Here is an 11,809-nt window from a genome sequence, read left to right as displayed (position 1 = left end):
AACTAAGCATGTCTTGTTTCAGGAATTCTGGCAAATGAGAATATCCGTACAATAGAGGCATTCCTGAACAACAGAGACAACAGCATGAAACTCACTCATATTGCCCTGCTTTCCACCCTTTTCGCTCCGGCCGTTTTTGCCGCGCCGTTGACGATTGATACCTATAACCCGCAGGATGAAGGCATTTTCGCGGTCTCCTCCACGCTCGTTTCCGGCCCGAAAGAGGCGGTGCTGTTTGACGCGCAGTTCAGCGTGAAGGATGGCGAAGCGCTGGTAGAGAAAATTCGCCGCAGCGGTAAAACGCTGAATAAGATTGTGATCACCTCCGGCGATCCGGATTTCTATTTTGGCCTGCAGCCGCTGGTGAAAGCCTTCCCGAATGCCAAAGTGGTGGCCACGCAGCAGGTGGTTGACCATATTAAGGCCACCAAAGACGCCAAGCTCGCCTTCTGGGGCCCGCAGATGAAAGACGGCGCGCCAACGGAACTGGTGGTGCCGCAGGTGCTCGCCTCCACCACCTTTATGATTGACGGGGAAAAGGTCGATATCGAGCAGCCGGACAGCTATGCGGCCTACGTGTGGATCCCGTCCGTGAAAACCATCCTCGGCGGCACCGGGGTCTCCTGGGGGATTCACGTCTGGACGGCTGATACCCAGACGCCGGCTCGCCGTCAGCAGTGGCAGCAGACCCTGGACAACATGGCCGCGCACAGGCCGGAACGCGTGATACCGGGCCACTACCTGGGCACGCCACCGTCCGGAACCGGGGCTATTGATTTTACCCGTGGCTATCTGCAGCATTTTGAACAGGCGTTGTCGGCACATAAAAACTCTGCGGGCGTCATCGGTGCACTGAAAAAACAGTATCCGGATCTGGCAGAAGAGAGCTCTCTGGAATTAAGCGCCAAAGTGAATACCGGCGAAATGAAGTGGTAATTTAAAAACGGCTCCTGCTATATTCCCGCGATAGCAGGAGCACCGCCATAATATCCGCACTGCCTCACGCCAATATATCCCTCCGTTTTAAAAGCGCATAAAAGCATGCACTTATGTCATTTTTATTTCTAAGATGAATCTGAGACACAACCGGGGAAATATTTGCCATTCTGTTTATGAATTAAATTTTTTGCGAGCCGTACCATTAAACAGACAACGACACGGAGGCAGCATGTTTACTTATTACCCGGCTAATACCACAGCAGCACAACCTGAACTCGTTAACGCGATTGCGCAGGGTCTTCACGCCGAGCACGGTGCTGTGACTGAAGATGACATTTTAATGGAACTGACCAAGTGGGTGGAATCCACGGATAATGACATCCTCAGTGACATCTACCAGCAGACCATTAACTACGTCGTCAGCGGGCAAAACGCACCTTTGTAAAAACCTGCTAAGCTGGATCTGCAACCTAAGGGGTTACATTTCGTTTGCGAAAGCAAACTGGTCCTTAAAACTATCAACAGGATTGAGGAGTTAACATGAAATCGAACCGTCAGGCACGCCACATTCTGGGACTGAACTACAAGCTTTCTAATCAGCGTAAAGTGGTGATTGAAGGCGACCATGAAACGCAAGTCACTCACGCCACCGGCAGAAAACGCCACGCGGGCAAGTAAGTTCCAGACTGAGATCCAGAACACCATCGGCAAAACCGATGGTGTTTTTGTTTATGTGTTGCGGTAATTAATATTTAGCTCCTTTATAATACCGCCCGACCGCACCCCGTAGCACAGGCCAGAAAGATGACAAACAGCAGTGTCAGGGACGGATCTTCAAAAAAAGAGTGAGTGACATGGACAACAAACTGAAAAAACATCGTTCCTTATATATCCCTTATGCCGGCCCGGTTTTACTCGAATTCCCCCTGCTCAACAAAGGCAGCGCCTTCAGCATGGAAGAGCGCAGCAGCTTTAACCTGCTTGGCCTGCTGCCGGAAGTGGTTGAAACCATTGAAGAGCAGGCAGAGCGCGCGTGGATCCAGTATCAGGGCTTCAAAACCGAGATCGACAAACACATCTACCTGCGCAACATCCAGGACACCAACGAAACCCTCTTCTATCGCCTGGTGCAAAACCATCTCGAAGAGATGATGCCGGTGATCTACACCCCAACGGTGGGTGCGGCGTGCGAACGCTTCTCTGAGATCTACCGTCGCTCACGCGGCGTCTTTATCTCTTATCAGAACCGTCACAACATGGACGACATTCTGCAGAACGTGCCGAACCACAATATTAAAGTGATTGTGGTGACGGACGGGGAACGTATTCTCGGCCTCGGCGACCAGGGCATTGGCGGGATGGGGATCCCAATCGGTAAACTCTCTCTCTACACCGCCTGCGGCGGCATCAGCCCGGCGTACACCCTGCCGGTGGTGCTGGATGTCGGCACCAACAACCAGCAACTGTTGAACGATCCGCTGTACATGGGCTGGCGTCATCCGCGTATTACCGACGACGAGTACTATCAGTTTGTCGACGATTTCATTCAGGCCGTGAAGCACCGCTGGCCGGACGTTCTGCTGCAGTTTGAAGACTTTGCGCAGAAAAACGCGATGCCGCTGCTGAACCGCTATCGCGATGAGATCTGCTCCTTTAACGACGACATCCAGGGCACCGCAGCGGTGACCGTGGGCACGCTTATCGCCGCCAGCCGCGCAGCCGGCAGCCAGCTGAGCTACCAGAAAATCGTCTTCCTGGGCGCAGGCTCTGCGGGCTGCGGCATCGCCGAGCAGATTATCGCCCAGACGCAGCGCGAAGGCTTAAGCGAAGAGCTGGCCCGCTCCCGCGTCTTTATGGTGGACCGTTTCGGCCTGCTGACCGACGGCATGCCGAACCTGCTGCCGTTCCAGACCAAGCTGGTGCAGAAGCGCGAGAACCTGAAGAACTGGGACACCGACAACGAAGTGCTCTCCCTGCTGGACGTGGTGCGCAACGTAAAGCCGGATATTCTGATCGGCGTTTCCGGGCAAACCGGTCTCTTCACCGAAGAGATTATTCGCGAGATGCACAAGCACTGCGAGCGCCCTATCGTGATGCCGCTGTCTAACCCAACCTCCCGCGTGGAAGCGACGCCGCAGGACATCATCGCCTGGACCGAAGGTAACGCGCTGGTTGCCACCGGCAGCCCGTTCGATCCGGTGGTATGGAAGGATAAAACCTATCCGATCGCCCAGTGCAACAACTCCTATATCTTCCCGGGCATTGGTCTGGGCGTGATCGCCTCCGGCGCGTCCCGCATTACCGATGAGATGCTGATGTCAGCGAGCGAAACCCTTGCGGGCTATTCGCCGCTGGTCAACAACGGCGAAGGGCTGGTGCTGCCGGAACTGAAGGACATTCACAAGGTGTCGCGCGCTATCGCGTTTGCGGTGGGTAAAATGGCGCAGCAGCAGGGCGTGGCGGTGAAAACCTCTGCCGACGCGCTGCAGCAGGCTATTGATGATAACTTCTGGATGCCTGAATACCGCAGCTATCGCCGTACCTCGATTTAATTGGCTCCGACCCTTCCCTCTCCTCAAAAGGGAGAGGGAACGTGAACACCCTCCTCCCTTTATTTTCTTTGCCGCTTCTACAGTATTCCCCTGACCATTATTTAAAAAATCAATATTTCGACAACAATTCATATCTCATTGAAATATAAATATTTTGCATAACATTTTTTGCCTATTAAACAGTTTCTTTTAAAGGTTTAGTAACGTTCCGTATCACTAAATTCATTAATTGAAAAAGGAGTTTTGAAATGGCAATTCCGGCTTACCTTTGGCTTAAAGATGACGGCGGCGCAGATATCAAAGGCGCTGTTGATGTACAAGATCGCGAGGGAAGTATCGAGATATTAGGGTTCGGTCATGGACTGTATCTGCCAACAGATAACATGACAGGAAAAATAACGGGTACGCGCGTTCATAGTGCGCTGGTATTTGAAAAGGAGTTTGACAGTTCTAGCCCTTACTTATACAAGGCCGTGGCAAAAGGCCAAACGCTGAAAAGTGCCGAGTTTAAGTGGTACAAGATCGACGACGCGGGTCAGGAAGTCGAATACTTCAACATGTACCTGGAGAACGTAAAAGTTGTCTCAATATGCCCCTTGATGCATGACGTAAAAAACTCGGCAATGGAAAAACATAATCATCTAGAAAATGTTTCCCTGCGTTATGAGAAAATCACGTGGCAACATTGCGACGGTAATATCATCTTTGCAGACTCATGGAATGACCGTTCATGAATCTCCTGCAATGCTATTTCCACCTCAACGGCGGTAAGTACGCAACACTGTCTGTGCCCGGAGTGGGCTTTTTCCCAGCATTTTCGGGGAATGGCAATGCAACAAATCGTCCCGAAAGCGCGTCTCTACCCGACATAGGCCCTCTCCCTCCGGGCCGATATTACATACTATTACGTGGATTAGGTGGTTGGTATACTCAAACAAAGGACAGTGTAAATGCATTTTTCACGGGTTCCAATCGGAGCGAGTGGTTTGCTTTATATCGCGATGACGGATTGATAAATGATGAGACTTTTGTGAACGGTATAAGGCGAGGAGAATTCAGATTGCACCCTATCGGACCATCTGGATTAAGTAAGGGATGTATCACGCTTTACAGTCAGAGCGATTTTAAGGTTCTGGCATCAGCCTTGCTACGAACGGGAGGGCTGCAACTGGGAAACTATATGATTGCTCATGGCGTTGTGCAGGTTTATTAATGAAGGTGATACTACTGGCACTGCTATGGTGTACGGCAGTGTTTCTTTCGTTACTCACACTATATAAAGTTATTCCACCGGAAGCGCAGTACTCTATTGCGGAGCATTTTAAAATATATGGCGACGAATTGATCATGGATTTCGTTCTGTACCTTTTTTTAGGTGTTTCCGCATTCAGTGCGTCAGTTCTCACACTAGCCCTGTATGTTCTTATACGGAAAAAATAATTCTGGGCAGCACTGCTGCCCCTCTGTTTGGTATATGCAGGAAAACGTTGTATAGTGATAGTCACCTACAAACTCATAACATATAAGGAGGCCAATTATGCTGTATCGTGAAATTTTCAATGTTTCACATACATTTGGTGATCGCACCAGCTCAAGCGTTATCGGTATCGTGCTGCGATAACTTCTGCTTGAGCGAAGACACCAACCCCTGAAATCCCTTCTCTCGGGCTTACTGAGTTATCGTCAGCGATGTTTGACGAGGCATAAACATGCCTGTAACTCTTGGGTAAGCAACAATGAGCACTTTACTCACTGCACAATCTTTACGCGTTGATACGGCGTTTGGCACGCTCTTCGACTCACTCTCCTTTACGCTGAAAAAAGGCGACCGCATCGGCCTGCTGGGCGACAACGGCTGCGGCAAAAGTACGCTTTTAAAGGTGCTGGACGGAACAGATATCCCAGCCGCCGGAGCGGTAGCGCTGGCCGGGCACTGCCTGATGGCGCGCGTGGAGCAACATCTCCCGGACGCCATTTTCCCGCTGACCATGCTGGATGCCGTACTCGCGCAACTGCCTTTAGCTGAGCACGACAGCCTGCGCTGGAAAGCTGAAACGCTGCTGGCGAGCATGGGCTTCACGCCGCAGGATATGACGCTGCAATCCGCCACCCTGAGCGGCGGACAGCACACCCGCCTGCTGCTGGCGCGGGCGTTGATTCACGAGCCGGATCTGCTCCTGCTGGATGAACCCAGCAACCACCTGGATCTGCCGACCATGCTCTGGCTGGAACACTTTTTACAGAACTGGTCAGGCAGCTTCTTGCTGGTTTCGCACGACAGACAGCTGCTGGATGCCGTCACAAACGGCAGCTGGATCCTGCGTGATAAGACGCTGCACTACTTTGCCCTTCCCTGTACGGCCGCCCGTAAAGCGCTTGCAGCAAAAGACGAAAGCGATGCGCAGCGCCACAAGGCGGAGCAAAAGGAGATCGACCGCGTGACCGCCAGCGCCAAACGTCTGGCGACATGGGGTAAGGTTTATGACAACGAAGACCTGGCCCGCAAAGCCAAGCAGATGGAAAAACAGGTCGAACGACTCAAAGAAAGCCAGACCGCGCTCACGGCGGGCAGTCCATGGACGCTAACCCTGCGCGGCGACGCGCTGCGGGCGGACCGTCTGCTGGAGATGGAAAACCTCAGCGTCCCGCCTGCGCCCGGGCTACCGCCGCTGTTTAACATCGAAACGGCGCGGCTGAAAAGCGGCGATCGCGTGGCAATTGTCGGTCGTAACGGCTGCGGTAAATCGTCGCTGATGAAGCTTATCTGGCGACATTTTGTGGATGAACCGACGGACAGCGGGCTGAAAATCCATCCGCGCGTCTCGCCGGGCTACTACGACCAGACGCTGCATCAGCTGCCTGATGACGCCACGCTGATCGACGCGCTGGAACCTTTCGCTCCCGACCCGCAAAACAGGAAGATGGCGCTCATCAGCGCCGGGTTCCCGTGGGCGAGACACGGGCAAAAAGTCAGCACGCTCAGCGGCGGCGAGCGCTCTCGCCTGCTGTTCGTCGGGCTGACGCTTGCCCGATATAGCCTGCTGATGCTGGATGAGCCCACCAACCATCTCGACATGGAAGGCAAAGAGGCACTGGCGGAAACGCTGCAACAGTTCGAAGGCGGCGTGCTGCTGGTCAGCCACGATCGCCAGTTAATTAGCCAAAGCTGTAACCGTTTCTGGCTGATTGAGGACGGCTGGCTGAGCGAGTGGCACGATGCTGAAGCAGTGTTTGACCGGCTGCGTGAAAGCGCGGGGCTGGGGACATCAGCCGCGCCCGTCGTCACCGCTGGGGAGGTTCAACCCTCGCCGTACGACGATCTGCTGGAGCGGCTGATCGCGCTGGAAACGCTGCTGGAAGACGATCTGGCGCGTAAGCCGAAACATCAGAAGCCGCAGCTGCAGGCGCAATGGCGTAGAGAAATTGAGGAGATTGAAGCCCAGCTGTAAATCTGCGCCCGGCGAGCGCCTCGCCGGGCCAGCATTTTCCCCCTAAATTATTAGAGGATCGCCGTATTCTTAATCTGAAATCGAATCAAATGATGACATTATGTTGCCGCAGCCTTGCATTACCAGGCTAATGTATTAATCCTTAAGGGGTACTACACCTGCTATGCAGATTCTTATCATGAACAAGGAGATACACATGAAGGCTGCTGTTGTTACTCAGGATCATCAGGTCAATGTCACTGAAAAAACCTTACGCCCGCTTAAGCACGGAGAAGCCCTGCTGAAAATGGAGTGCTGTGGTGTATGCCATACCGACCTCCACGTGAAAAACGGTGATTTTGGCGATAAAACCGGGGTAATCCTGGGCCATGAAGGTATTGGTATCGTGAAAGAAGTCGGCCCTGGCGTGACGTCGCTGAAAGTCGGCGACCGTGCAAGCGTGGCCTGGTTCTTTGAAGGATGCGGTCACTGCGAATACTGTAATACCGGTAACGAAACCCTGTGCCGTGACGTGAAAAACGCCGGTTACTCCGTTGACGGCGGCATGGCGGAAGAGTGCATCGTCACCGCGGATTACGCGGTAAAAGTGCCGGATGGTCTGGATTCGGCGGCGGCCAGCAGCATCACCTGCGCCGGTGTCACCACCTACAAAGCGGTGAAAATCTCCGGTATAAAACCGGGCCAGTGGATCGCGATTTACGGTCTGGGCGGGCTGGGCAACCTCGCGCTGCAGTACGCCAAAAACGTGTTTAATGCCAAAGTCATCGCTCTGGACGTTAACGATGAACAGCTGAAGCTGGCCGCGAGCATGGGTGCGGATTTAACCATCAACTCACGCAGCGAAGATGCCGCTAAGATTGTGCAGGAAAAAACCGGCGGCGCGCATGCCGCAGTCGTCACCGCCGTCGCAAAAGCGGCCTTCAACTCGGCGGTGGATGCCGTGCGTGCCGGTGGCCGCGTGGTCGCCGTTGGCTTGCCGCCTGAAGCGATGAGCCTGGACATTCCGCGCCTGGTGCTGGACGGTATTCAGGTGGTAGGTTCGCTGGTTGGCACCCGTCAGGATCTGCAGGAGGCCTTCCAGTTTGCGGCCGAGGGCAAAGTAGTGCCGAAAGTGACGATGCGTCCTATCGAGGACATCAACGCCATCTTTAAAGAGATGGAACAGGGCCAGATCCGTGGCCGTATGGTGATCGACTTACGCTCGTAAACACCTTTTGCCGGGTAGTGGCTACGCCTTACCCGGCTCATTGCTACGACGAACGACGAACTGAAATCCACTCCTGAACCTCAATCTGGAAGGTGTCCGGCGCTTTTCGGTACATTTTACGCGCCAGGTCGAGAATAGTATGACGCGCGAGCTCCTCTTCCATCCGCTGCTGCGCGCTATCCATGACTGAACGTACTCCGCACGGGCCGTCGCAGACCCAGGCAGGCGGTGCTTCATCAAACACGGCCAGCCGCTGGCGCACTTCACGACATTCGAACATGTTTTTCTCGCCGTCAATGGCATGCGCCACATCCAGCACGCTGATCAGCTCCGCCGGACGCGCCAGCTTAAAGCCCCCGCCCTTGCCTTCCGTACTGATGACCAGCCCGGCACGTGACAGGCGTGTGAAGATTTTGCCGAGGTAGTCATACGGCACGCCCTGCAAGGCAGCCATCTCCCGGACGCTCATCTCGCGCTCGTTGCCCTTCGCATCCACCATACACATCAGGCTGTGAATGCCGTATTCCACACCGGAACTGTAAAACGCCATGGTTAACTCCGAATTAGTGTTCGGAGCATTATAACGATTTTTAACTCAGAAAGAAGTTGTCGGAGTTAACTCCGACAAGTATAGTGGCAGTTATGTCAGGCATGAAGCCTGGCGGGAGAAAGGATCGAATATGAAAAAGCAGATTTTAATCGTAGGCAGTGGTTTTGCGGGTATGTGGGCAGCCGTGAGCGCGGCACGCCTCTCTGAGCAGCAGGGTAATAACAGTCTGGAAATTGCGGTTCTGGCCCCCTTACCCGAACTCCGCGTTCGGCCACGCTTCTATGAGGAGAAGGTTTCAACGCTGGTCGCCCCGTTGACTGACCTGTTTGCTGAGCTTGATATCACATTCATCGCCGGACACGCGGAACAAATTGATACCACGGCAAAAACCGTTTTATACCGGATGTCCAATGGCGCGCATGCTACGGCTTCCTACGATAGGCTGATCCTCGCTACGGGCAGCCAGACCAAACGCCCAGCGATTGCTGGCCTGGCTGACTACGCCTTTGACATCGACCAGCTGGAATCCGCACAGGTATTTGAGCGCCACCTTGATTCACTGGCGTTACGTCCCTCCACGCCCGAGCGCAACACCGTGGTAGTCTGCGGAGGCGGCTTTACCGGCATCGAGCTGGCAACGGAGCTACCTGCCCGACTGCGTGCCCGTTTTGGCGACAATACGGAGATTAAAATAGTCGTAGTTGAGAGAGGGCCAGTCATTGGCGGCCGTTATAGCGACGCATTGCGTAAAACAATTGCAGAGGCGAGTGAGGCGCTGGGCGTTGAATGGCGGCTGAAGAGTGAAATTGAAGCCATTGATGCTCACGGCGTAACGCTGAAAAATGGTGAACGTATTGCTGCTGCGACCGTCGTCTGGACCGCAGGCGTCGAGGCAAATCCTCTCAGCCTGCAGATAGACGGTGAACGCGATAGCCAGGGCCGCCTGGTTGTGACAGAGACGTTGCAGGTTCCCGCACATCCTGACGTCTATGCCACCGGCGATATGGCTCACGCCAAAACAGACGATGCGGGCAACACGGCGCTGATGACCTGCCAGCACGCGATCCAGCTAGGGAAATTTGCCGGTCATAACGCTGCCGCCAGCCTGCTGAACGTTACTCCTTACCCTTATCGTCAGGTGAACTATGTTACCTGCCTGGATTTAGGCGCGTGGGGTGCGGTTTATACCGAGGGCTGGGATCAGGCCGTCAAATCCGTCCGCGACGAGGCGAAGAAGATCAAAATCGCCATCACTAATGAGCTGATCTATCCGCCATTAGCAGACAAAACGGTCGCGTTTGCCGCCGCGGACCCGCTGGCGAAATTCGTTTAGGCCCCCGCCATCGCCCCGCCATCGCCCCGCTAACGGGGCGTTTTTATTTTCAGTTTCCGGCAATCCTTATCTTAATTCCTTTGTTCCCTTGTTTTCCCCCGCGCCCGATGATGAATCCGACGCTAACAAGAAGATAACAAAGGAATTCACCATGCAAACCCCATTTCGTCTGCCGCTGCTGACGGCGCTGATTCTGACGACAACCGCAGCCTGGTCCGCCGATGCGCCGGTCAAAGGCGGCACGCTGATTTATCTGGAACAACAGGCGCACACCAACCTCTATCCGCCTGCCGGCGGCTTCTACCCGAACGGCGGCATTCTGAACCAGATCACCGACAAACTGACGTGGCAAAACCCAAAGACGCTGCAGGTCGAACCGTGGGTGGCCGAAAGCTGGACCACCAACGCTGATAAAACCGAATACACCTTCAAAATTCGCCCGGGGATCACTTTCTCCGACGGCACGCCGCTGGATGCCAACGCCGTAGCAAAAAACTTTGACACCTACGGTTTGGGCAACAAGGCGCAGCGCCTGCCGGTGTCAGAAGTGATCAATAACTACGATCGCAGCGAAGTGGTCGACCCGCTGACCGTGAAGTTTTACTTCAAAAAACCGTCGCCGGGGTTCCTGCAGGGCACCGCCACGATTGGGTCGGGTCTGGTCTCGCTCAGCACGCTGAAGCGCAACTTTGAAGAGCTGGGGGATGCCCGGCATATCATTGGCTCCGGCCCGTTTGTGGTGAAGGACGAGAAGCTCGGCCGCGAAGTGACGCTCGAAGCCCGCAAAGACTACCAGTGGGGACCCAAAAATCTGGCGCAACAGGGTCCAGCCAATCTGGACGGCATCAAGTTTATCGTCACCCAGGAGGACAGCGTGCGCGTCGGCGCCCTGCTGGCCGGTCAGGCCGACTTTATTCGCCAGGTGCAGGCGTATGACGAAAAGCAGGCGACAGACCAGGGCTATAAAATCTACGCCGCCCCAACGCGCGGGGTGAACGACAGTATCAGCTTCCGCCCGGATAACCCGCTGGTCTCCGATATTCGCGTGCGCCAGGCGCTGCTGCATGCCACGAATGCAAAGCAGGTGGTCGAGACCCTCTTCTCGGCCAACTATCCGCAGGCGAAGTCGGTGATTGCCGATTCCGCCGCAGGCTTTGTCGATCTCAGCGACAAATTGACCTTTGACCCGGCAAAAGCCAACCAGCTGCTGGACGAGGCGGGCTGGAAAGCGGGCAGCGACGGGATCCGCGCCAAAGACGGCCAGCGGCTGGCGCTGACGGTATATGAATCCCTGCCGCAGCCGCAAAATAAAGAAGTGCTGCAGCTGGTTGCCCAGCATTGGCGACAGGTGGGCGTAGTGCTGAACGTAAAAGCCGGGGACGCTGGCAGCCGCACTCTGGATAACCTTGATCCACAGAAAACCCCGTTAACCGTCTCCGAAGTGGGCCGCGCCGATCCGGACGTGGTGAAAAGCATGTTCTACCCCGCTAACCGCGACGCGCTGCTGCAAAAAGGCGGCTCCAGCGACAAGGTCAAAAGCTTCCGCGACGACAAGCTGAATGCGCTGCTGGTAAATATCTCCTCAGAGGTCGATCCGCAAAAACGCCTGCAGCTGACCGGCGATGCCCAGCGCTACCTGCTGGATAACGCTTACGTCATTCCGATTTTCGAGGAGCCGCAGGTCTTTGCCGGTGCGCCGTGGCTAAAAGGCGTCAATTTTGAAGCGGTCGGCCGCCCGTCGTTCTACGGCGCGTGGATTGAGAAACACTGAGGAGCTGA

General features: G+C 54.8%; 11 protein-coding genes. 10 read left to right on the top strand and 1 reads right to left on the bottom strand.

Annotated features, from left to right (window positions below; genetic code table 11):
• Window positions 1–84: 84 nt before the first annotated feature.
• From APT89_RS04315 to adhP, 8 genes are all read left to right on the top strand, one after another.
• Entirely contained in the window at window positions 85–936 is an 852-nt protein-coding gene (locus APT89_RS04315) for a Vmh family MBL fold metallo-hydrolase (RefSeq protein WP_047365092.1), read from the top strand.
• 232 nt (window positions 937–1,168) lie between these two features.
• The gene (gene bdm, locus APT89_RS04310) at window positions 1,169–1,384 is read left to right on the top strand and encodes a biofilm-dependent modulation protein (RefSeq protein WP_023335793.1); all 216 of its coding nucleotides are present in this window, start codon (window positions 1,169–1,171) and stop codon (window positions 1,382–1,384) included.
• A 95-nt stretch (window positions 1,385–1,479) separates the two neighbouring features.
• Window positions 1,480–1,617, top strand: coding sequence for a stationary-phase-induced ribosome-associated protein (sra, locus tag APT89_RS04305; RefSeq protein WP_008501714.1), 138 nt, complete (start codon window positions 1,480–1,482; stop codon window positions 1,615–1,617).
• A gap of 176 nt (window positions 1,618–1,793) precedes the next feature.
• A complete protein-coding gene (locus APT89_RS04300) occupies window positions 1,794–3,491 on the top strand; it encodes an NAD-dependent malic enzyme (protein ID WP_028013235.1) in 1,698 nt (565 codons plus the stop codon).
• 248 nt (window positions 3,492–3,739) lie between these two features.
• Window positions 3,740–4,225, top strand: coding sequence for an Hcp family type VI secretion system effector (locus APT89_RS04295; RefSeq protein ID WP_041909869.1), 486 nt, complete (start codon window positions 3,740–3,742; stop codon window positions 4,223–4,225).
• On the top strand, window positions 4,222–4,704 hold the full coding sequence (locus APT89_RS23180; RefSeq protein WP_071993720.1) for a DUF2778 domain-containing protein: 483 nt from the start codon (window positions 4,222–4,224) through the stop codon (window positions 4,702–4,704). The genes APT89_RS04295 and APT89_RS23180 overlap by 4 nt, the downstream gene beginning before the upstream one ends.
• A gap of 523 nt (window positions 4,705–5,227) precedes the next feature.
• On the top strand, window positions 5,228–6,940 hold the full coding sequence (locus APT89_RS04285) for an ABC-F family ATP-binding cassette domain-containing protein (RefSeq protein WP_060571797.1): 1,713 nt from the start codon (window positions 5,228–5,230) through the stop codon (window positions 6,938–6,940).
• Between the two features lie 196 nt (window positions 6,941–7,136).
• Window positions 7,137–8,147, top strand: coding sequence for an alcohol dehydrogenase AdhP (gene adhP, locus APT89_RS04280; RefSeq protein ID WP_041909867.1), 1,011 nt, complete (start codon window positions 7,137–7,139; stop codon window positions 8,145–8,147).
• 43 nt (window positions 8,148–8,190) lie between these two features.
• On the opposite strand, the gene APT89_RS04275 is transcribed toward adhP, so the two are convergent.
• Complete coding sequence (locus APT89_RS04275; protein ID WP_028013240.1) at window positions 8,191–8,697, bottom strand: RrF2 family transcriptional regulator; 507 nt, start codon at window positions 8,695–8,697, stop codon at window positions 8,191–8,193.
• 130 nt (window positions 8,698–8,827) lie between these two features.
• On the opposite strand from APT89_RS04275, the gene APT89_RS04270 reads away from it, so the two are divergent.
• Both APT89_RS04270 and APT89_RS04265 read left to right on the top strand, forming a co-directional pair.
• Window positions 8,828–10,030: an NAD(P)/FAD-dependent oxidoreductase gene (locus tag APT89_RS04270; protein WP_060571796.1), complete on the top strand. Its 1,203-nt coding sequence runs from the start codon at window positions 8,828–8,830 to the stop codon at window positions 10,028–10,030.
• Window positions 10,031–10,181: 151 nt separating this feature from the next.
• The gene (locus tag APT89_RS04265) at window positions 10,182–11,801 is read left to right on the top strand and encodes a TIGR04028 family ABC transporter substrate-binding protein (RefSeq protein WP_060571795.1); all 1,620 of its coding nucleotides are present in this window, start codon (window positions 10,182–10,184) and stop codon (window positions 11,799–11,801) included.
• The last annotated feature ends 8 nt before the right edge of the window (window positions 11,802–11,809 follow it).

The organism is Enterobacter sp. 50588862, from assembly GCF_001462935.1.
GTDB classification, from domain to species: domain Bacteria; phylum Pseudomonadota; class Gammaproteobacteria; order Enterobacterales; family Enterobacteriaceae; genus Enterobacter; species Enterobacter bugandensis.
Note: the sequence above shows the minus strand (reverse complement) of the source record. Positions and strands in the feature narration are given on the sequence as shown.

Excerpts from the sequence above, each read along its gene's own strand:
- APT89_RS04315 (WP_047365092.1), top strand. The coding sequence starts at position 85 with ATGAAACTCACTCATATTGCCCTGCTTTCCACCCTTTTCGCTCCGGCC.
- bdm (WP_023335793.1), top strand. The coding sequence starts at position 1,169 with ATGTTTACTTATTACCCGGCTAATACCACAGCAGCACAACCTGAACTC.
- sra (WP_008501714.1), top strand. The coding sequence starts at position 1,480 with ATGAAATCGAACCGTCAGGCACGCCACATTCTGGGACTGAACTACAAG.
- APT89_RS04300 (WP_028013235.1), top strand. The coding sequence starts at position 1,794 with ATGGACAACAAACTGAAAAAACATCGTTCCTTATATATCCCTTATGCC.
- APT89_RS04295 (WP_041909869.1), top strand. The coding sequence starts at position 3,740 with ATGGCAATTCCGGCTTACCTTTGGCTTAAAGATGACGGCGGCGCAGAT.
- APT89_RS23180 (WP_071993720.1), top strand. The coding sequence starts at position 4,222 with ATGAATCTCCTGCAATGCTATTTCCACCTCAACGGCGGTAAGTACGCA.
- APT89_RS04285 (WP_060571797.1), top strand. The coding sequence starts at position 5,228 with ATGAGCACTTTACTCACTGCACAATCTTTACGCGTTGATACGGCGTTT.
- adhP (WP_041909867.1), top strand. The coding sequence starts at position 7,137 with ATGAAGGCTGCTGTTGTTACTCAGGATCATCAGGTCAATGTCACTGAA.
- APT89_RS04275 (WP_028013240.1), bottom strand. The coding sequence starts at position 8,697 with ATGGCGTTTTACAGTTCCGGTGTGGAATACGGCATTCACAGCCTGATG.
- APT89_RS04270 (WP_060571796.1), top strand. The coding sequence starts at position 8,828 with ATGAAAAAGCAGATTTTAATCGTAGGCAGTGGTTTTGCGGGTATGTGG.
- APT89_RS04265 (WP_060571795.1), top strand. The coding sequence starts at position 10,182 with ATGCAAACCCCATTTCGTCTGCCGCTGCTGACGGCGCTGATTCTGACG.